Annotated in this window: 16 protein-coding genes; 13 read left to right on the top strand and 3 right to left on the bottom strand. The window is 69.7% G+C overall.

Annotation, left to right across the window (positions count from 1 at the left end; translation table 11 throughout):
• The 13 genes from FM105_RS04135 (at position 1) to FM105_RS04075 (ending at position 16,340) form a co-directional block, all read left to right on the top strand.
• Positions 1–951: a bile acid:sodium symporter gene (locus FM105_RS04135; RefSeq protein ID WP_087005632.1), complete on the top strand. Its 951-nt coding sequence runs from the start codon at positions 1–3 to the stop codon at positions 949–951.
• 99 nt (positions 952–1,050) lie between these two features.
• Entirely contained in the window at positions 1,051–2,925 is a 1,875-nt protein-coding gene (glmS, locus tag FM105_RS04130; RefSeq protein WP_087005225.1) for a glutamine--fructose-6-phosphate transaminase (isomerizing), read from the top strand.
• A gap of 57 nt (positions 2,926–2,982) precedes the next feature.
• The gene (locus FM105_RS04125; RefSeq protein WP_087005628.1) at positions 2,983–3,513 is read left to right on the top strand and encodes a holo-ACP synthase; all 531 of its coding nucleotides are present in this window, start codon (positions 2,983–2,985) and stop codon (positions 3,511–3,513) included.
• Positions 3,514–3,602: 89 nt separating this feature from the next.
• Positions 3,603–4,868 carry a M20 metallopeptidase family protein gene (locus tag FM105_RS04120; RefSeq protein ID WP_087005222.1) on the top strand — a complete coding sequence of 422 codons (1,266 nt, stop codon included), beginning with the start codon at positions 3,603–3,605 and terminating at the stop codon, positions 4,866–4,868.
• A 92-nt stretch (positions 4,869–4,960) separates the two neighbouring features.
• Positions 4,961–6,736 (top strand): NAD(P)H-hydrate dehydratase, encoded by a 1,776-nt coding sequence (locus FM105_RS04115; RefSeq protein WP_087005219.1) that lies wholly within the window; start codon positions 4,961–4,963, stop codon positions 6,734–6,736.
• Entirely contained in the window at positions 6,726–8,681 is a 1,956-nt protein-coding gene (gene alr, locus FM105_RS04110) for an alanine racemase (RefSeq protein ID WP_087005216.1), read from the top strand. The genes FM105_RS04115 and alr overlap by 11 nt, the downstream gene beginning before the upstream one ends.
• Positions 8,678–9,370 carry a tRNA (adenosine(37)-N6)-threonylcarbamoyltransferase complex dimerization subunit type 1 TsaB gene (tsaB, locus tag FM105_RS04105; RefSeq protein WP_087005213.1) on the top strand — a complete coding sequence of 231 codons (693 nt, stop codon included), beginning with the start codon at positions 8,678–8,680 and terminating at the stop codon, positions 9,368–9,370. The genes alr and tsaB overlap by 4 nt, the downstream gene beginning before the upstream one ends.
• Before the next feature lie 200 nt (positions 9,371–9,570).
• Positions 9,571–9,990: a ribosomal protein S18-alanine N-acetyltransferase gene (gene rimI / locus FM105_RS04100; RefSeq protein ID WP_087005625.1), complete on the top strand. Its 420-nt coding sequence runs from the start codon at positions 9,571–9,573 to the stop codon at positions 9,988–9,990.
• A 44-nt stretch (positions 9,991–10,034) separates the two neighbouring features.
• Positions 10,035–10,571 (top strand): hypothetical protein, encoded by a 537-nt coding sequence (locus tag FM105_RS04095; RefSeq protein ID WP_087005210.1) that lies wholly within the window; start codon positions 10,035–10,037, stop codon positions 10,569–10,571.
• On the top strand, positions 10,568–11,758 hold the full coding sequence (locus tag FM105_RS04090; RefSeq protein ID WP_087005207.1) for a tRNA (adenosine(37)-N6)-threonylcarbamoyltransferase complex transferase subunit TsaD: 1,191 nt from the start codon (positions 10,568–10,570) through the stop codon (positions 11,756–11,758). The genes FM105_RS04095 and FM105_RS04090 overlap by 4 nt, the downstream gene beginning before the upstream one ends.
• A gap of 172 nt (positions 11,759–11,930) precedes the next feature.
• On the top strand, positions 11,931–12,365 hold the full coding sequence (locus FM105_RS04085; protein ID WP_256970219.1) for an NUDIX domain-containing protein: 435 nt from the start codon (positions 11,931–11,933) through the stop codon (positions 12,363–12,365).
• A gap of 142 nt (positions 12,366–12,507) precedes the next feature.
• Positions 12,508–13,062, top strand: a complete 555-nt coding sequence (locus FM105_RS04080; protein ID WP_143275815.1) for a glycosyl-4,4'-diaponeurosporenoate acyltransferase CrtO family protein — start codon at positions 12,508–12,510, stop codon at positions 13,060–13,062.
• Positions 13,063–13,658: 596 nt separating this feature from the next.
• Positions 13,659–16,340, top strand: a complete 2,682-nt coding sequence (locus tag FM105_RS04075) for an HNH endonuclease signature motif containing protein (protein ID WP_087005198.1) — start codon at positions 13,659–13,661, stop codon at positions 16,338–16,340.
• Positions 16,341–16,375: 35 nt separating this feature from the next.
• Here the strand turns inward: FM105_RS04075 and FM105_RS04070 are convergent, their stop codons facing one another.
• The 3 genes from FM105_RS04070 to FM105_RS04060 all read right to left on the bottom strand — a co-directional run bounded on the left by FM105_RS04070 (position 16,376) and on the right by FM105_RS04060 (position 21,044).
• Positions 16,376–17,497 carry a glutamate--cysteine ligase gene (locus FM105_RS04070; RefSeq protein WP_087005195.1) on the bottom strand — a complete coding sequence of 374 codons (1,122 nt, stop codon included), beginning with the start codon at positions 17,495–17,497 and terminating at the stop codon, positions 16,376–16,378.
• A gap of 131 nt (positions 17,498–17,628) precedes the next feature.
• Positions 17,629–19,755 carry an FAD/NAD(P)-binding protein gene (locus tag FM105_RS04065; RefSeq protein ID WP_087005192.1) on the bottom strand — a complete coding sequence of 709 codons (2,127 nt, stop codon included), beginning with the start codon at positions 19,753–19,755 and terminating at the stop codon, positions 17,629–17,631.
• Positions 19,752–21,044: a peroxidase-related enzyme gene (locus FM105_RS04060; RefSeq protein ID WP_087005189.1), complete on the bottom strand. Its 1,293-nt coding sequence runs from the start codon at positions 21,042–21,044 to the stop codon at positions 19,752–19,754. Before FM105_RS04060 ends, FM105_RS04065 begins: the two co-directional genes overlap by 4 nt.
• Between the last annotated feature and the right edge of the window lie 156 nt (positions 21,045–21,200).

Raw genomic sequence — 21,200 nt, 5'->3', positions numbered from 1 at the left:
ATGGAGGACCGGCAGATATCGCTGTATCTTGCGGGCCTGGCGATCGGCGCGCTCATCGGGCTGCTCGCGCCTGCCCTCGCGGGTCCGGCCGCGGCGGTGATCCTCCCGGTGCTGGCGCTGCTGCTCTACACCACGTTCCTCGCCATCCCCTTCGACAGGATCGGACAGGCCTTCCGCGACTGGCGCTTCCTCGCGACCATCCTGGGGGTGAACTTCGTCGTGGTGCCGATGGTGGTGTGGCTGCTGTCGCGGATCGTGGCCGATGATCAGGTCCTGCTGGTCGGTGTGCTGTTCGTGCTGCTGACGCCCTGCATCGACTACGTCATCGTGTTCACCGGGCTGGTCGGCGGAGACGAGGAGCGCCTGCTGGCCGCCACACCCCTGCTGATGCTCGCCCAGATGCTGCTGCTCCCGCTCTACCTCTGGCTGTTCGTCGGCGCCGAGTTCGTCTCCGCCGTCGAATTCGCGCCTTTCCTCGAGGCGTTCGTCCTCATCATCGTTCTCCCGCTCGCCGCGGCCGCTCTCACACAGGCCGCCGCGCACCGGACACGCGCTGGACGAGTCGTGGAGCAGGTCGGATCGAGCGCGATGGTGCCGCTCATGGTCATCACCCTCGCGGTCGTGGTCGCCGCCCAGGTCGCGGACGTCGGCGCGCAGCTGGGCTCACTGCTGAGAGTGGTCCCGGTCTTCCTCCTCTTCGCCGCGGTCATGGTGCCGATCGGCATGGCCGCCGGACGGCTGGGCGGTGTCGACCCAGCCGGCCGGCGCGCGGTCGTGTTCAGCGGTGCGACGCGGAACTCCCTCGTCGTGCTGCCGCTCGTCCTCGCCCTGCCCGCGGAGTTCGATCTCGCAGCCTCTGTGGTCGTCACCCAAACCCTCATCGAGCTGCTCGTCATGGTGGCCCTCATCGTCCTCATCCCACGGCTCATCCCGAAGCCGGCGCAGCCGTGACGACCAGACAGACGAGAAAACTGCGATTTCTCTTCGGATCCGGGGTGACAGGCTGTGGAATGCAGAGAGCCGCGGCCTCGGACCGCTACGCTTTTCCCCATGTGTGGAATCGTCGGATACGTCTCGTCGGCCGCTGCGAACAGCGCTGACCACCTCGCTCTCGACGTCCTGCTGCAGGGCCTGGGAAGGCTCGAGTACCGCGGATACGACTCCGCGGGCGTGGCAGTCGTCACTGAAGGGGGTGAGCTCGCGGCGCGCAAGCGCGCAGGCAAGCTCGCGAATCTCCTCGATGCGGTGACGGACGATCCACTCCCCGACGCTCGGACCGGCATCGGGCACACCCGCTGGGCCACACACGGCGGACCGTCGGACGACAACGCCCACCCGCACCTCGCGGACGGTGGCAGGCTCGCTCTCATCCACAACGGCATCATCGAGAATTTCGCGCAGCTCAAGCGGGACCTCGTGGCCGACGGCGTCGAGTTCTCCTCGGAGACGGACACCGAGGTCGCCGCCCACCAGCTGGCCAAGAACTACCGTGCGACCGGTGACATGACCGAGGCCATGCGCGTGACGGTCGGCGAGCTCGAGGGTGCCTTCACCCTGCTGGCCGTGCACGCGGACGCCCCGGACACCGTCGTCGCGGCCCGCCTCAACTCGCCCCTGGTCATCGGACTGGGCGAGGGCGAGAACTTCCTGGGCTCCGACGTCGCCGCCTTCATCGACTACACGCGCAGAGCCGTGGAGATCGGCCAGAACCAGATCGTGACGATCACACCGGAGCAGGTGCGGATCATCGACGCGGCAGGCGCCCCTGTCGAGGGTGAGCCGTTCGAGGTCGACTGGGACCCTGCGACCGCGGAGAAGGGCGGCTTCCCCTCCTTCATGGACAAGGAGATCCACGACCAGCCGCAGGCGGTCGCGGACACCCTGCGGGGGCGCTTCGGACTGGACGGACGTCTCCAGCTGTCGGAGATGACCATCGACGAGACGATCCTCAAATCCGTCGACAAGATCGTCGTCATCGCGTGCGGCACCGCGGCATACGCGGGGCAGGTCGCGAAGTACGCGATCGAGCACTGGTGCCGCATCCCCACCGAAGTCGAGCTGGCGCACGAGTTCCGCTACCGCGATCCGGTCGTGACGGAGAAGACGCTCGTGGTGGCCATCTCCCAGTCCGGCGAGACGATGGACACCGTCATGGCCGTGCGCCACGCGCGGGAGCAGGGCGCGAAGGTCATCGCCATCTGCAACACATTCGGCTCCACGATCCCGCGCGAATCCGACGGCGTGCTCTACACGCACGCTGGCCCGGAGATCGCCGTCGCCTCGACGAAGGCGTTCCTGTCGCAGGTCGTCGCCTGCTACCTGCTGGGCCTCTACCTCGCCCAGCTGCGGGGGAACAAGTACAACGACGAGATCCAGCTGATCCTGTCCGAGCTGGAGACGATCCCCGGCAAGATCGAGCGGATCCTCGAGGGGACGAAGCAGCAGATCACGGATTTCGCGATCCGGCACAAGGATGAGCAGTCGGTGCTCTTCCTGGGACGCCACGTCGGCTACCCGGTCGCGATGGAGGGTGCGCTCAAGCTCAAGGAGCTCGCGTACATCCACGCGGAGGGCTTCGCCGCCGGCGAGCTCAAGCACGGTCCGATCGCGCTCATCGACGAGGGGCAGATGGTCATCATCGTCGTTCCGTCGAGCCGTGGCCGCGACTCGCTGCACGCGAAGGTGCTGTCGAACATCCAGGAGGTGCGCGCCCGCGGGGCGAACGCGGTCGTCATCGCCGAGGAGGGGGAGACGGAGGTCGAGGAGTTCGCCTCCGAGGTCTTCTACGTCCCGGAGACGACGACGCTGCTGGCTCCGCTGCTCGCCACCGTGCCGCTGCAGATCTTCGCGATGGAGCTCGCGACGGCGAAGGACCTCGACGTCGACCAGCCGCGCAACCTGGCGAAGTCCGTCACCGTGGAGTGAGCGCGGTCCGGTCCGCGCGTGCGCGGCGCACGCGCGCGATCGGCTACCGTCGGTGACATGGCGATCATCGGAGTAGGCGTCGACATCGCGGACGTGCCGCGGTTCGCGGAGCACATCGAGCGCGTCCCGGAGCTGCTGGACCGGCTGCTGACCCCGGCCGAGCAGCTGAAGAAGAACGGCAAGCGCCGGTCCGCGGAGTCCCTGGCCGCGCGCTTCTCTGCGAAGGAGGCGCTGGTCAAGGCGCTCCAGCTGCCGCAGATCATTCCGTGGCAGGAGGCCGAGGTCGTCTCCGCCTTCTCCGGAGCGCCCAGCTTCCGGCTGACCGGCTGGGTGCTCGAGCACTTCCGGCAGAAGGGCGGCGAGACCGTCCACCTCTCCATCACCCACGACGCGGACCGCACCGTCACGTTTGTCGTGGTCGAGGGCGACGGCGCGAAGATCGTGCCGCCGGTCGACCAGCCCGCGCCCCTGCTCCCCGGCTCGCCGGAGGCCCTCGCGGAGCTGGAGAGGTTCCGCACGATGGCCCGCGCGACGCGGGAGGCGCGCCGCGCCGAGCGCGAGGCGGCCCGCCGCCCTCGTGGGGACTGACTCAGCGAACCCCAGCGACGACCTCGGCGGCGGCTCGCTGTCCCAGACGCCCGCACTCGTCAGTCCGCGCCCGTCGCTACCCTGGAGCCATGTCCCTTCCGACTCCTGCCGCGAACCCGCCCGCACCCTTGCCGACCACGGCCGAGGCCGATGCCCTCCTGCCTAAGCTCCAGCAGATCCGCCGGTCCCTCCACCAGAGCCCTGAGGTCGGTCTGGACCTGCCGCTCACGCAGCGCACGGTGCTGGACGCGCTCGACGGACTCGACCTGGAGGTGACGACGGGTGCGGGGCTGAGCTCCGTGGTCGTCGTGCTGCGCGGCGGCAGGCGGGAGGAGACGCACGCGGGAGTGCTGCTGCGCGGAGACATGGACGCGCTGCCGATCACCGAGGAGACGGGCTTCGACTTCGCCTCCGACAACGGCGCGATGCACGCGTGCGGCCACGATCTCCACACGACCGGCCTCGTCGGTGCGGTCCACCTCCTCCACGCGCACCGCGCACAGCTCCCCGGTGACGTGGTCTTCATGTTCCAGCCGGGGGAGGAGGGCTACGACGGCGCGGGGAGGATGATCGACGAGGGTGTGCTCGACGCGGCCGGAGTCCCGCTCGTGGGCGCCTACGGCGTGCACGTGTCAGCGGATCAGGAGCCCGGACACGCGTACACGCGGCCGGGGCCGTACATGGCCGCGTTCTCGCGCTTCGACGTGACGGTGCGCGGCCGAGGCGGGCATGCGGCTCGTCCGGAGAACGCACTCGACCCCATCGAAGCCGGCGCCGCCCTCATCGGCCAGCTCCAGGAGTACATCACCCGCCGCTTCAACATCTTCGACTCGGTCGTCCTCACCGTCGGCATGTTCCACGGCGGGACGGCGCCGAACATCATCCCGGAGACGGCCGACCTGTCGATGAGCGTCCGCACCTTCTCTCCGGAGGCCACAGCCCGGGCGGAGGAGGAGTTGCCCCGCGTCGCGCAGTCGTTCCTCGCGGCGCACGGAATGGGCGCGGACATCACGTTCGAGACCCTCCTGCCGGCGACCGTCAACGACGACGGGGAGGCCGACTTCTTCCTCGAGACCTTCGCAGAGCTGTTCGGCGACGACCACGTGCATCGGGTCCCGCACCCGCGGACCGGATCCGAGGACTTCTCCCGCGTCCTGCAGCGGGTGCCCGGCTCGTACGGCCACTTGGGTGCGGCGATGCCGGGTGTCGACGCCGCCGCTCAGGAGGTCAACCACTCGCCGCGTGCCCGTCACGGCGACGGCGGCCTGGGGGACCAGTCCCTGTTCCTCGCCCACCTCGCCGCTCGCAGGCTTCACCGGGAACTGGACCGGAGGGCCGCAGCCGGCCAGTCGTGAGGCTGCGTGCGACCGGGCGGAGGCTCCGCGCGACGTGCCTGGGGCACTTCGCGACGTGCCCGGGGCCGGGTTCCCGGTACTAGTCTGAGAGCATGCCCGTCCCCGCCCACAGCGCCGCCGCAGTCCGCGCCGCCGAACAGCCGCTCATCGACGCAGGCCGGGGCGAGTCCCTCATGCGCACGGCCGCTGCGGGGCTCGCCACCGCCTGCCGCCGCGCGCTCACGGCCACTCGCGGCCGAGTCACCGGCGCCCGCGTCGTCGTCCTCGCCGGCCCCGGCAACAACGGCGGGGACGCGCTCTTCGCCGCCGCGAACCTCGCCCACCGCGGCGCCCACGTCACCGTCGCCGCACCCCTGGGCCGCCTCCACGAGGAGGGCTGGCGGGCCGCTCGCCGTGCCGGTGCGCGGTTGCTGGACGGGCCCCCTGACACTGCTGCCGACACCGCCGCCGAGGCCGCTGTCGCCGAGGCCGTCGCCGGCACCGCCGCCCTCGCGGCCGCCGCCGACCTCGTCCTCGACGGACTGCTGGGCACGGGCGCCCGCCCGCGCCTCGAGCCACCGCTGAGCACGCTCATCGACTCGTGGCAGAGGGCGGCTCGCCGCCGGTCTCGCCAGCAGCAGTCCACCTCCCACGGCACCTTCTCCTCCCACAGCACCTACACCTCCCACAGCACCTCCCCGGTCGTCGTCGCGGTCGACGTCCCCACCGGTGTCGACGCCACGACGGGGGAGTGCGGGGACGTCCACGTGCGCGCTGACATCACCGTCACGTTCGGCGGGAGGAAGGCGGGCCTCCACCTGCCCGGCGGGGCGGAGGCGAGCGGGCGCATCGAGTTCGTCGACCTCGGCCTGGACCTCCGCTCCTCCCATGACGCTGGGAAACCTGACGAAGGTCAGCCCTCCCACGACAGCGACGCGACCCCGCCGGCCGCGACCCTGCCGGCCACGACCCTGCCGGCGACTCTGCCGACCACGACCTCGGGCCCGGCGGTGTGGGTCGTCGACGACGCCGATCTGCGCGACTGGCCCCGCCCCGGCCCCCACGACCACAAATACACACGAGGCGTGCTGGGCGTCATCGCGGGCTCCCAGCAGTTCCCGGGCGCCGGGGTGCTCACGAGCCTCGCCGCTGTGAATGCCGGGGTCGGCATGCTGAGGGTGCAGGGCGCTCGGACGGTGCAGGACGCGGTCGTGGCCCGCGCACCCGAAGTTGTGACCGTTCCCGGCCGAGTCCAGGCGTGGACGATGGGCTCGGGCGCTCCCGAACCCCACGACATGATGGAGTTCCTCAGTGAGGCGATCGGCACGGGGACGCCTCTCGTGCTCGACGCAGGTGCGCTCGCCCTGCTGCCCGCGCTGCTGGCGGTCGCGACCGCACCGCTGCCGCCCTGCACGGTGCTCACTCCACATGCGGGCGAGCTCACGGAACTGCTCACCCGCATCGACGACGAGGCGTCCGATCTGGAGCGCGAGGACGTCGAATCCGCTCCCGTCCGGTGGGCCCGCCGCGCGGCCGCACAGACCGGTGCGGTCGTCCTGCTCAAGGGCCACCGCACCATCATCGCCGCACCGGACGGACGACTCTGGGCGCCCACACCCGGGCCGCCTGGACTCGCGACGGCGGGCAGCGGCGACGTGCTCGCGGGCCTGGTGGGCGCTGCACTCGCGACCGGGCTGCTCCAGGACCAATCGGACGATCCCGCCGGCGACGCCGCGGCTTTGGCAGCGCTCGCCGTCATACTGCACAATCGTGCGGGCCGCTTCGCACGCAGTGCCTCGGGAATCGTCGAGGCGATCGCGGCGGAGCTCGCAGGGATCGAGCACGTCGGTCCGACGGGGACGGGAAGAGGAGACACGCATGCACGCTGAGGCTCCTTCGACCCTGCGCGCGCAGATCGACGCTGACGCGCTGGCGCAGAACGTGGCGGCGATCCGCGCGCGGATCGGTGAGCGCACCCTCATGGCCATCGTGAAGGGCGATGCCTACGGCCACGGCCTGGCGCAGGTGGTGCCGACGGTGCTCGCTGCGGGTGTGCGACGGTTCGGAGTCGCCACCCTCGCCGAGGCCCTGGACCTGCACGAGCACCTCTCCCGCCTGCCGTGCGGAGACGAGGCGACCGTCCTGTTCTGGCTGCATGACGACACGACGGACCTGGGTCCTGCCCTCGCGCATGGATTCGAGGTGGGAGTCTCGACCGCGGACGGATTCGCCCGTGCCCGTGATGCGGCCCGCCGCACCGGCACGACCGGGCGCGTCCACCTCAAGGTCGACACCGGACTGGGGCGCGGCGGCTTCGCCCCAGCGCAGCTGCGGGAGTTCCTCGCGGAGCTCGATGGCAGCGACGCGGCGGACGTGCAGATCGTCGGACTCATGAGCCACCTGGCGAACGCCGACCTTCCGGGGGACCCTGCGACCCACCAGCAGAAGGACGTGTTCGCAGCCGTCCACGGCGGCGTCGCGGACTTCCTCGCGGGCCCTGGCAGCCCCTTCGCCGCGCCCGGCGGTCTCATGACGCACACCGCGAATTCGCCCGGCGCGCTGGGTGACGACGACGTCCCCGGTGACACGGTGCGGGTGGGGCTGTCGCTCTACGGACTCAGCCCCTTCGAGCAGACCAGCGCGCAGGACCTGGGACTGCGCCCGGCCATGTCCCTCGTGTCCCGGGTGCTCACGGTGAAGGACGTTCCCGCAGGTCACGGCGCCTCCTACGGACTCACGTACAGGACGGAGAAGCCCACGCGCTTCGCCCTGGTCGCCGGCGGGTACGCGGATGGGATCCCCCGTCCCGCCTCCGGCCGTGCCGAGGTCACGATCCGCGGACGCCGCCTGCCGGTCGTCGGTCGCATCGCGATGGACCAGATGATCGTCGATGCAGGTGACGCGCCCGTCAAGACAGGAGATGCGGTCACCGTCCTGGGCGACGGCGTCACCGGTCCGACCGCCGAGGAATGGGGCGAGTGGGCCGGCACCATCAACTACGAGATCGTCACGCGCATCGGCCCCCGAGTCGACCGGGTCGCGATCCCAGCGCCGTCGCGTGAGGACACCCCAGTGCCGTCGCGAGAGGGCTCCCGCGAGCGGGAGCCCCTGTCGGTGACGCTCACCATCCCGGGGCGGGCCGCGATGGCCGATTTCGCCGAGGCCGTCGGCCGGGTGGTCCGTGCCGGCGACGTCCTCGTCCTCACCGGCAACCTGGGTGCGGGCAAGACGACGTTCACGCAGTTCCTCGCGCGCTCACTCGACGTGCGCGGGAGGGTGTCGTCGCCGACGTTCGTCATCGCTCGCGAGCACCCGCCGCGGGGCTCAGGACCCGGGCTGATCCACGCCGATGCCTACCGGCTGGGAGGCGCCGACGAGTTCGACGATCTGGGGCTCGACGCCTGGCTCGACGAGTCGGTCACCGTTGTCGAATGGGGGCGCGGCATGGCGGAGACCCTGGGCGACCACCTCGACGTGGAGATCCTGCGGGATGCGGAGACTGCGCGCGGCGGTGCTGCTGACGGCGGGGCTGCGGGTGGCGGTGCTGCTGACGACGGGGCCGCGGACGGAGTCGGATTCGGCTTCGGCAGCGGCGGCCACGATGCCCCGGACGAGGACGGTTCCGATGACGAATTCCGCACAGTCATCCTCACCGCTCACGGGGAGGCCTGGACCGGTAGACTCACGAAGCTCCGCGCCCACTTGAGTGCACGCGCGGACTCGAGCGCGACTGACGACTCCAGCAGCGACCGGACCAGTCACCCGAACAGTGACCTGCGTAGTGACCTGACCAGCACCCCGACCAGCGACCCGAGCACAGAGGAGGCCCCGTGATCGTCGTGGCGATCGACACCTCGGCGGCGGCCTCCGTCGCACTGGTCGACGGCGAGCGGCTCATCGCCGACCGGACCGAGTTCGCCGCCAGGCGCCACGTCGAGTTCGTCGGTCCTGCGCTCGCAGAGGTGTTGGCCGAAGGCCGCGCGGAGGGCCTCGTGCCGGATGCGGTCGTCGTCGGGATCGGCCCCGGACCCTTCACCGGTCTGCGCGCCGGTATCGCCGCGGGCATCGGTGCCGCACTGGGGATCGGGGTGCCGGTCCACGGCGTCGTCAGCCACGATGCGCTGGCGCTCCGCGCACTCGCAGACACGGCTGCCACCGGTGCAGCCACGACAGTCACCATCGCCACCGATGCGCGTCGCCGGGAGGTCTACGCGACGACGTACAGCGGCCTCGACGACGCCGGCCTGCCCGTGCCCGCGTCCGGACCGGCCGCACTGTTCCCCGCGGACCTCGCTGAGTGCCGTCCGGCACGGCGTGTGGGGCGCGGCTTCGCCCTGTACCGTGACGTGCTCGGCGATCCGGAGGACGAGGACCCGAACGCCCTCGATCCGACGGCCGCGTGGTTGGCGCGCCTCGCGCATCGCGCCCTGTCCAGCGGGCGCGCGCTGCGGGGGACGGAACCGCTCTACCTGCGCGAGCCCGACGCGAAGCCCAGCGCACGCCGCGAAACGCTTCTCAGCTGACGAGAGGACGGAATCGACCCCTCTCACCCGCCTGATCTCACTCTCATGTCACCCGATCGCACGCCCCGCACGCACACCTCTCGACCCATCGACGGAAGAACCCTGTGAAGCATCCCGACCCGGCCGCACACACCGAACCCGCCCCCGAGCAGTCGCAGCCCCCCGCGTCCCCGCAGCCAACCGTGCCTCGGCTTCGGCGCATGCGCTGGTGGGACATCGATCGCGTCGCCGAACTCGATACCGTGCTCTTCGGCCCCGACACCTGGACGCCGGAGTTCTTCTGGTCGCAGCTGGCGTCCCCGGTCGCGCGGATGACGATCGCAGTGGAGGTCGGTGACGGGCTGTGCGGCTACGTGGGCGTGAGCGTGGCGGGTCCGCAGGCGGACATCCTCACGATCGGCACTGCGCCGTCTGCGCAGGGACGCGGACTGGGACGGCGGCTGCTGTCCCACGCGGCGGACTGCGCACGGGATGCGGGCGCCGAGGTCCTCCACCTGGACGTCGCCGCGGACAACACGGCGGCGCTCGGCCTCTACCAGTCCTTCGGCTTCGACGAGCTGGGTCGCCGTCCTGCCTACTACGCGGGCGCGGACGCGATCGTGATGAGGGCGTTCCTCTGACGCCGGCCTCCCGCGCACTCGATCTTCGCGCATAGGATGAGGGCATGACGGAACATCTGGTGGACGCCTCGGTGACCGAGTGGGAAGACGGCATCGACCTCGTCCTCGACACCCAGGTCGCCCTGCCGCCCACGCAGGTCTGGCCGTACGTCACCCGCTCCGAACTGCTCGAGAACTGGTTCGTCGGCTATCAGTCGGACTCCGGTGATGCGGACATCCTCCTCGAGCTCGACGACCAGCCGGTGCCCGCTCACGTTCTGAGCGTCTCCGCGCCCGAGGACGACACCGACGTCGCCCACGTCCTCCTCGAGGTCGACGGCATCGGCCGCCTGGGACTGACGCTCGCGCCGCTCCCGGACGCCGCCGGGGCCCCGGGCACCCGCATCACCCTGGCCCACACGATCGCGGACCGGGGGATCGACCACGACATCCTCGCCCAGGCGATCGCGCAGGTGGGGCCCGTGTGGGAGACACACCTGCGCCTGCTCGCCGGGACGCTCACCGACAGCCCGGGCGCCTACGACGTGCCGGAATCGCAGATGACGACCCGCTACGAGGCGCTGGCCGAGGAGATCGGATGACCCGTGCCGAGCCGCTGGTCCTCGGCATCGAGACGTCGTGCGATGAGACCGGTGTGGGCATCGTCCGCGGCCGCACCCTGCTCACGAACACCGTCGCGACGTCGATGGACGAGCACGTGCGGTTCGGCGGTGTCGTGCCGGAGGTCGCCTCGCGCGCGCACGTGCAGTCGATCGGCCCGATGATCGAGAAGGCGCTCGCGGACGCAGGGGTGACTCTGGACGACCTCGACGCGCTCGCCGTCACGGCGGGGCCGGGCCTGTCCGGCGCGCTCATGGTCGGCGCCGCGGCCGCGAAGGGGCTGGCCGCGTCGACGGGGCTGCCGCTCTACGGCATCAACCATCTCGCCGCGCACGTCGCAGTGGACCTGGTCGCCCCGGATTCGCCGGGGCTGCACACGCCCACCATCGCGCTGCTGGTGTCCGGAGGGCACACGGAGATCCTGCGCATCGGCGACATCGTCGATGACATCGAGCTGCTGGGTGCCACCATCGACGACGCCGCCGGCGAGGCCTTCGACAAGACGGCCCGACTCCTGGGCCTCGATTATCCGGGCGGCCCCAGCATCTCCCGCGCCGCCGCCGGGCTGCTCGACGAGAGCGGCGTCCCCGGCGACCCCACTGCGGTGCGCTTCCCCCGCGGGCTCTCGACGAAGAAGGATCTCCGCGATCCGGAGCGTCGGTTCTCGTTCTCGTTCTCGGGCCTCAAGACTGCCGCTCTGCGCACCGTCACCGCCGCCGAGGCGGCAGTGTCCGCCCAGCCGACCGGCACCTCGGCAGCGGGCGAAGCTTCTGTCTCCGGCACCTCGGGCGCGATCTCGTCCGGCACCGCCGGCGCCTCGACCGCAGGATCGGTGGGGGCCCTGCGGCTCGCGGACATCGCCGCCTCGTTCGAGGAGGCCGTCGTCGACGTGCTGGTGAGGAAGACCCTCCTGGCATGCGCGGACACCGGCATCGACCACGTGCTGCTCGGAGGCGGTGTCGCTGCGAATGCACGGCTGCGTGAACGGCTGGCTGAGCGGTGCGAGGCCGTCGGCGTGACGCTCCGCGTTCCTCCTCTGGACCTCTGCACGGACAACGGGGCCATGGTGGCCGCGCTGGGAGCGGAGATCGCTGCGCGCGGGAGTGCGGCCTCGGGCCTGGGATTCGGAGTGCTGTCGTCGCTGGAGGTGGACGATGTCCTCGTCTGATGAGTCGCGGGGGGAGTCGTCTAAGGAGAACATCGTGCCTGGTGGTACGTCTGCTTCGGGTACGCCGGGTGTGCCCGTTCCTGGTAGTCCTGGTGCTCCGGGCGCGACGGGCGAGCTGTCGCAGGAGCTTCGCGAGCACCTGCGTGCTCGTCGTCGAGCCGGCGATGGCTGGGTGGAGACCCCCAAGGGTCGGTTCTGGGGGCTGTTCGGTGCGGCTGGGTTGCTGCTGCACGATCCGGATCGAGGGGTGCTGCTCCAGCATCGAGTCTCGTGGTCGGCTCACGGCGGCACCTGGGGGATCCCGGGCGGTGCGATCGACGCGGGCGAGACGCCTCTGACAGGTGCGATCCGCGAATGCCACGAAGAGGCCGGGGTTCCGCAGCTCGACGGGTCTGATATCCGCATCATCCACACCCATGTCATCGACATGGAGGGATGGTCGTACACGACTGTCGTCGCGCGGACGCTCGCCCACCTCGAGGAGTACATCAACGACATCGAGAGCGTCGAGCTGCGCTGGGTGCCGCTCTCCGAGGTGACGGAGTACCCCCTCCACCCCGGCTTCGCCGCGGCGTGGCCGAAGCTGCGCGGCGTGCTCGAGGGCTGAGAGAGCCGCGGCTCGGAGCGGGCGTCCTGCGTGGGTGCTCTGCGGCGGAGCGTTCGCCTTGCTGACTGCGGCAGACACCTTGGGCGCAGTGCTGTCCTCTACGCGCGTCTACGGCCTCGGCATGTGCCTATAGCCTTGGAATGTGTCTCAACCACTCGAGTCAGCGCGTGTCTTGCTGGTCGCGTCGTTGGCGACGGCAGTCGCCGCCGGAGCTCTTGCAGCGGCGTGGCTGTTCATCGGACCTACGGGGTTCTCCTTCGCCGTGGTCACTCATTTCGTCCTCATGGCGTGGGTGTCTGCGATCGTCGGCCCCCGAGTCCAGATTCCGAATCTGGGTTGGCTGTGGGTCGGGCGCTGGGAGTCGCGGCTGTACCCAGCACTGGGGGTCCGGCTGTTCGGGAAGCTGCTCGACGTCATCGGATGGAACCGGGTCATAGCAGAAGAACGCGGATTCACCGGCACGCGAGAGGGCTTGCAAGAGCTCGATCAGCACACGCGGCGCTCCGAGGTCGGCCACAGCCTCTGCATTCTCGTCACTGTGGCTATGGCCCTCGGCGTGCTATCGACAGGGTCATGGCAAGGCGCTGCGTGGCTGGTTGCACTCGGACTGCTCGTGCACCTGTACCCGGCGCTGCTGCAGCGACTCCTGCGCGCCCGCATTCAATCCGTATCGGCCAGGCTTTCACGGAAGAGCTAGCCGATCGACGCTGTGGAGCTGGTGGTTCGTCAGCCGGAAACGACTGTGAGAGCGAGCCGCCACGCAGCACCGTGATCACCCCGCCACTGATCTCTGCAATCCAATCTCTGCAATCCACACCCCTCGATGAAGAACTCACCCGAACACTCTTGTGCGCTCGTCTGTTCTGATCTAGAATAGAACAGGAGTTCGATCGAAGTCGATCAACTGCAGATGCGCAACGAGGCGTGAGGCGGGTGAGTGGCATGGCGGAAGGTGCGGACCGGTCTGAGCCCTTCCCTGGTGCCCAGCGTCGTGTCGAGCCCCTTGTCGCCATTCCTCCGATCGCGAGCGTGGACGCACTCTATGAGACGCTGGATTTAGGACATCCGGTACTCGGTGGCCTCGAGTACCTGGACTGGAGCGCGATCGTCTCGCCGTGGAGCACGTGCGAAGGAGCCTCCGGCGACAAATCACCTGGTGCTGGCGTCGAGACTAGTTTTGAGGCTGGTGCCAGTGCCAGTGCTGAGCATGGATCTGAACCTCGGCCCGGTGCTGCGGCGTCGTGTGCGGAGCGGCTCTCGTCCCGGTCGGTCGCGCTGGATCGACTCCGCGGCTTGGAACTCGTCGACCTCGCCACGACTGCGCTCTCCCTGGCGCGGGCGGAGGAATCTTCGCGCCAGAGGATGGAGAACCTCTTCGAGGACTGTGAGTCCGATGAGGATGACTGCACCTCAGAGCAGTATGCGCAGTTGGCTGAGAGCTACGAAGCGTTCGGGGCCCATGCGGAGTATCTGCTCACGACAGAGCATGAAGCCACCCTGAGTGCGCGTTTGAGCACGCGCACCGGCACGGCGCGGAAGCGCGTCGGGCAGGCGATCACCGCGTACGTCGGCGTGCCGCTCACGCTGAGCGCGATTCTTGAAGGGCGCCTGCGTTTCAATCGGTGGGAAGCCATCGTACGGCGGATCGAGAGCCTGTCGCTTCCACATCTGCGTGCGCTTGATGTGTTCATCGTCGGGTTGGATCCCCGGTACTCACTGGGGCAGTTCACCCTTCGAGTGTGCCGCTTCTTGGCCGATCTGGTGGACAAGCCGGTGCTCGCTGCGAAGGTGCGTTCGCGGCGGACCGCATGGGTGGAGGACTTGCCTGACGGGGAATCTGTCGGCTCCATCCGGGGACCCACCCCACTCGTGCACGCATGGTTCCAGGAGGGCTATGCGCTCTCCGCCGCAGCGTTGAAGCGTCAGTTCGCGAACGTGGACGTCACTCCCATCGACAAGACAGTCGACTCGAACCCAGACCCAGACCCAGCCTCAGACTCAGGCTCAGTCTCAGGCTCGGACTCGGGCTCGGACTCAGGCTTGAGTTCGGCTGCGGACTCAACTGCGGCTGCGGGCGCGCCTTCGGACTGGAGCGCAGCTTCGGACGTGAGTTCGGCCTCGGTGCCGGAATCAATCACACCGATGACCGCGGCGGACGAACTCCCGCCCCTCGGGTCGCTGGCGGTGAAAGATGAGCGGCAGATCCGGCAGATGATGTTCGACGTGATCACCGGTGCCACCCCGCGGACTGAGACGGTGCTCGAGGAAATCGACGACGAGGACGGCACGAAGACCCGGTACCGCGTTGGTATCGCCTTCTCTGATGAAGCGTCCGTTCTGCGCAAGCACGCGTCTGTGGTCGTGACGGTGCCGATGACCACGCTCATGGGCCTGGACGACCGGCCCGGAACGATCGCTGGGGCCCCCGTTCCGGCGGATATGGCCCGTATGGTCGCCTCCAGCTCCACCGTCTGGTATCGGATGCTCACAGATCCCACGACGGGCAGAGTCCTCGACGACACGGCGCTGAAGTACGAAGCAGACCGCGCCACGAGGATCGCAGTCCGAGGCAAATGGCAGACCTGCACGGCACCAGGCTGCTCGCGTCCAGCACTCGAATGCGAGATCGACCACGGCATACCGTTCAACCATCACGAGCCGGAACTCGGAGGTCGGACCGAACCGGCGAATCTCCACCCGCTGTGCAAACGGCACCACCAGGCGAAGACCGAAGGCCGCCTGCGCATGCGACGGACCACTGCGGATGAGATCGAATGGATCATGTCCATCGGCACCACTGACACGACAGTGGCTCCTTCCGTGGACGACGGAGGCATCCTCAGCGACGCATGCGCGGTGGAGGATTCTCCGGAGAGGGCTGAAGCGCGCCGCGTCATGAGAGAACGTGTCGTCACGGATCCGCTGACGGGTGCGGACGCGGCCGATGCGGTGCTCGCCGGAGCGTGGCGGGAACTCCAGGAGGAGGAAGCCAAGCGCGAAAGGCGCTACGCGGAGCAGGCAGCGGCACGCTCTGTGCGGGAGGCGGCTCTCGAAGCAGAGTGGCAGCGCGTGAAAGCGTGGCCGGCGGAAGAGCGCGTGCGACTGGAAGAGTGGGAGGCGCGTCTTGGACGACGGTCGCTCGACGTCGCCAGACGGGATGAGAGGGTGACTCGGGACGAGCGCCTCGTGTCACTGCTGCGGGCGGATGTGGAGCGACGCCGTCAGGATCTGCGGACACGTCAGCAGTCCGCGCCCCAGCAGTCCGTGCCCCATCAGTCAGTGAGCCAGCAGTCCCAGAACCAGCAGTCCGTGAGTCGCCAGTCGGTGAGCCAGAGGACGGAGGACCCACCGGAAGGCGACCAGTCAGCTGCTCCATCGAAGCGCGGCGAGTCCAGCATCGCGATGCGGACGATCATTCCCATGACGACGACGGTCTACGAGTATGAGCGCGGTGTGACCAGCAGTCTTCACAGTCCGCTCTTCGGATCGAGAGCACAGCGGGCGGCGAGGCGCGGCGAGATCGACGAGCTTGCGGCCACGTACGACGAAGCCCGGCAGTCGGGGGAGTGCGAACCTGGGGGCCGCGAGCCCGGGGACCGCGAGTCTGGCGAGTTCACATCCGGCGAGAACTCCGTGCGAGGACCACGGTCCACAGGGAAGCTCGCGCGCAGCGCCTCCGTCATCGAGGACCGGCTGGCGACAGAATTGCACGATCGCATGGCGGACAGGGTTCCCGATCTGGTGGTGTCCTTCGGACAGATTCCGCCGGCGGATGCGACGCCTCCCTGGCCTGAGGAGCTCCGTCGAAGGATGGCTTCCCTCCGCGGGGACTCGGCAGATCCTCCGAGCGATCCACCGGACTCCCATAAGCCACAGGACTCCGGCACGACGCACGACTTCCGTGAGTCATACGACTCCCGTGAGCCACAGGACTCCGGCACGGCAGCAGAAGAGAACGACCCCCCGCCATTCTGATCGGGAAAGAAGGGAAGTGCCCTGCGGCCTATCCGCTACGGCTTGCCGGCGCGGAACTCGGAGACCAGCAGCTCGGCGACAGAGGTGAGCGAACCGGTCTCGGCCAGCCTGGCCCGCTGGCGCTGGTACCCGGCTCCCCATGTGGCGAATCCGTTCATCAGCTCGAGCTCTTCGACACACCCCAGCCGCACGGCGACGGGGCGCAGGCGCACGACCTCATCCGCGATGACCTCTGTGACAAGGCGTTCGTTCGCAGCAGCATCCTCGATGATGATCGCGTCCATGCCGTATCGCGCAGCGCGCCACTTGTTCTCGACGTGGAACCAGTCCGGCATCGTCGGCAGGGTCTCGCCCGCGTCCAGGCGAGCAGAGAAGTCGTCGACCAGGCACTGCACGAACGCCGTGACCGCAGTGATCTCCGACAGGGTCGACAGGCCGTCGCAGACACGGACCTCCACGGTGCCCCAATGGGGGGCGGGCCGCAGGTCCCAGCGGATCTCCGTCAGTTCGTCGATGACGCCGGTCCTCTTCATATCCGCGATGTAGGACTCGTAGCCCGCCCAGTCGTCGAAGAGGTAGGGCAGCCCGGCGGTCGGGAGCTGCTGGAACATCATCGCGCGGTTCGACGCGTAGTGGGTGTCCGTCGCCTCCCAGAACGGCGATGTCGCACCCGCCGCCTGGAGGTGCGGGACGTAGCAGGTGAGCGCCGCGAGGATCGGCAGCACCTTGTCACGGTCATCGATGCCCACATGCGTGTGCACGCCGTAGATCAGCATGTGGCGCCCCCACCACTGGGTGCGGTTGATGAGCTCGGCGTACCGCGCGTGGCCGGTGATCTCCTGGTTCTGCCAGAGCGCGAACGGATGCGTGCCCGCGCACAGGAGCTCGAGCCCCAGCTCGTCCAGCACCGGCCGCAGCTGCCCGATCGCGTCCTCGAGGTCGCCGGCGACACCGCTCACGGAACGATGCACACCGGAGACGACCTCGATGGTGTTCGTGAGCATCTCACCCACGACCCGATCGGCCAGGGGCGTGCCCGCGATCGCGTCGAGGACCTCACCCGCCCGAGGGACGAGGTCCAGCGTCGTGGGGTCGACGAGCCCGAGCTCCCACTCAACGCCCAGCGTCGATCGCTCCGACCGTGCGAAATCAACCATGTGTCGAATCCTAAGTCACGGTGAACGGTGCCGGATGAACACAGGTGACGCGCTCGGCGCCGCGAACCGTGGTCCACTGCTCAGAACAGCCCCGTTCCGAACCGACTCGCCGCCAGCCGAAGCACCCGAGGTCACCCCAGCTGCACGCGCTCGGCGCGACGGAGAACCTGCTTCGCGGCGATGTCCGCACCCGCCAGCAGCGGTGAGGGCAGCCCCGGAGTCGCGCCGATCGCGCTGCCCGGCTGCGTCGTCGACGCAGGGATGCCCAGCACGATGACGGACTCATCGACCTCACCGGATGCGGCGACGAGGTTGTGCCCCGTCCTCACCGCCTCGGCGGCCTCCGCACGGGTCGCCTCGATGAAATCGGTCATGACGCCGTCCACCTGGTGGATCCGCGCGCGACCGGAGTCGAGCAGCGACCGCAGCAGCGGGTCGTTCGTATCCGGCACGCGCCCCTTCGACATGCGGGTCTCGACCAGCACTCCTGACTCGACCGCACGCCGGGTGATGAGCGACTCGGCGCGGAAGCGGCCGGAGTCGGCGTCCGCGCGCACCACCGTCTCCGGTCCCAGCAGGTCGATGACCCCGGCATCGATGAGGGCGAGCACCTTCCGCACGCGCACCGACGGCGGTCCCGACGCGAGGAACAGGCCGTCCGCGTCGAACCAGCCCTGCAGGTCGCGCACGAGCGAGGTGCCGGCGATCGCTCCCACGGCCCCCAGACGGTGTGCCGAGCCGCGCAGCATGCTCATGACCCGGTTGACCGCCGCACGGGGGTGGCGGGCCGGCTCACTCATCGACGCGAGCTCATCCTCGACCATCGCGGCGACGAACTCCCGCCACTCGTCGGACGTGACGCTGCAGCCGCGGGTGGGCCAGCGCAGATCCGCGATGTTCCAGGACCAGCGCGGGTCGACGACGTGGTCAGTGAGGACGCGCTCCACGTCCTCGGCAGTCCGTGCGGATTCGAGGTCCGCGATCCAGGGCTTGACTGCGGACCATGACTTGACTGCGGACCAGGACCCGACCGCGCCCGAGGTGCCGGTCATCGCCTGCTCCGAGCCCGCGGATCGCTCGGGTCCGGGGGCTGCCGCCGCTGCTATGGCCTCGGGCCTCCAGGCGGCGAGAGCGCTGAGGTACTGGTCGGCGATCTCCTTGGCGATCGTGGGCCAGACCTCGGTGGCGAAGTCCAGGCCGCGACGGTGGGAGAGCTCCTCGAACCAGTCGGGCGTCGCCCAGCGCGGTGTGACGTCACGCTGCTCGGCGTAGGGGATCGGCTTCGTCCGATACGGCATGCCGCGACGTGAGCCGGCGACCAGGTGCGGTTCGCGTCCGGTCGGCAGGTAGCGCAGGCGGCCGTGCGGGTCGCCTGCGACGGGTTCGAAGGCCCCGCCCCACTCCGCAATCAGCCCGCCGATGACGTCGAAGAAGTTCGCTCCCAGACCACGGACGATCACCGTCTGGCCAGCGGGGAGCCCCGTGAAGTCCCGCTCGGCGGGCATGCCCGGAGCCACATAGAGGAGGCCGTGCTCGTCCGCGAAGCGCGTCAGCCCGGCGACCTCCGTGTCCGGCAGCGACTGCACCATTCCCTGTGCGAGCACGACGGTCGGCGCCGCCAGCCTGGTGCCGTCGGCCAGTACGACAGCGGTGAGCGGGTCGCCGGAGAACGGCTCGACCTCGACGGGCTCGAGGTCGTGGGCAGTGGTGACGAACTGCTCCACCTCGAAACCGCCTGCCTCGATCGCCGCGGCCAGCTGGTCGCGGTAGTAGACGCCCTGGAGCCGCCGGGACGTGAAGTCGAGGGCGCGGAGGTCGCGCGCCTCCTCGACGACCCAGTCACCGGCCGGGTGCGAACCTGCGTCCGCGACCTGCCGCATCCAGTCGACGAGGTCGGGGCCGGGCGACGGCGGACCGCTCATGTTCGTCGACTCGTCTGGGAACAGCGTCGTGGCGGAGGCCGTCGTGTTGTTGAGGTACTGCGCGGGCTGCGTCGTGAGCCAGGTGGCGCCGGATCCGACTTCGAGGGCGTCGACGATCGCGATGCGCAGTGGCCGGCGAGCGGGGGTCGGGTCGCCCTCATCTGCGGACACGGCACCGTCGAGTTCGTGACGGAGCCGCGCCGCCATGCGGATGAGGGTCGCGACTGCGCGGGGGCCGCCGCCCACGAACACGGCATCGAACTGCTGGGCGGCCCGAGCGGTCCGCGTGACATGAGTGGTGCTGGCCGCGTCTGATCGATCCGACGAACCAGTCATGCCGTTGCCTCTGTCTCCGGCCAGTAGGGCTCGCCGAGGGTGAGCATGAGGCGATTTGCCCAGCCGAAGAACGCGGTCGAGGCGATGTGGTCGACCATCTCCAGGTCGGTGAGGCCGATTCGGCGGAGACGGTCAGCGTCCTCGGCGACGAACTCGGGCACCAGCGCAGCGAGCCGTGCCGCGGTCTCGATGAGCACGGTCCAGCGGTCGTCCTGACCGGCGGCGAGTGCGGTGACGTCCGCCGCGACCCAGTCCGCGTCGCGGTCCAGCTCGACGGCGAGCATGCGGTCCACGTCCTCGTCGCGATGCGTGCGCTGCACGGCCTTCCGCGCGTGCACCGACGCGCAGTACACGCAGTCGTTGACTTTGCTGGAGACCGCCGCGGCGAGTTCCCGCTCGCCTTTCTCCAGGCCCTCCTTCGACGTGAAGACCGCGTTGTCGAGCGTCGAGCGCGCGAGTGTGACGCCCGGGGTGCGGGCGATGAGGCGGAAGTACACGCTGCGGGTCGTCGCCTTCGAGGCGAAGGACTCGATCTGCTCCTCGGTGAGCTCGTCCTCGGCCGGCGCGGGGAGCCACGGCTCCCAGTCGAGGAACTCGCGGGTGAAGGAGGTCGGACGGGACCGTCCCGTCGCCGTGAGCGCAGAGCGGTCGCCCGTGCGGCCTCGGGAGTGGGGATCGCGGTCGAGGTCGGGCAGTGGGGTGGGGACCTCGGCGGCGGTTCCGGGAGCAGCAGCAATGCCGGGAGCATCGGCAGTGACGGGGGCAGTCGCCGTGCCGGGAGTCGCCGCTGCCGCAGCTGCCGCCGTCGAGGCGTCCAGTGCGGCGAGGCCCGCGACGAGCCGGATGAGGTACGACTCGAAGGCGACGAGCTGGCCGATGAGGACGACGAGGTCCGGGTCCGCGCCGGCTGATGCGAGGGCGTGCTGATCCTCGGCGGTGGCGAGCGCCGGGGACACGGACACGGTGTCCACGTACGACATCAGGGCGGCGAGCAGCGGTTCTGCGGGCGTGGCACCGGACACGAGGTCGTCGAACAGTCCGCGGTCGTCGACATGGGCCAGGTGCCAGCCGAGGAGGGCGGAGGATCCCTGCTGCGTCGCGACCACCGCGGCCAGCGTGTGCAGAAGCGCTGGTGGCAGCGGGTGCGATGCGGAGTAGAGGGCGTCGTGGGCAGCCTGCGTCTGCTGGGTGACGGTGGGCTTCCGATCCGTGAGGACCGCGAGAGCGGCGCTGTCGCCGAGCAGCGACTCGAGGATGGACCGAGCCGGCGCGGAAGAAGAGGCGTTCATGACAATCGACTCTTGCACGTCGTGCCCGCCCGCGCGAGGGCCGGGGTGAGGGTTGTTAAGAAAGTCACCAGGCGAGCGGAGCCATGAGCATGCGCGCCTCGGCTCGCTGCTGCTCCTGTTCGAGGGTGCGCTGGGTGTGGTGACGGCGGATGAGGG

Source organism: Brevibacterium yomogidense (assembly GCF_900163715.1).
Classification (GTDB): domain Bacteria; phylum Actinomycetota; class Actinomycetes; order Actinomycetales; family Brevibacteriaceae; genus Brevibacterium; species Brevibacterium yomogidense_A.
The sequence above is the reverse complement of the archived record's forward strand: the minus strand, read 5'-3'. Positions and strand labels throughout refer to the sequence as shown.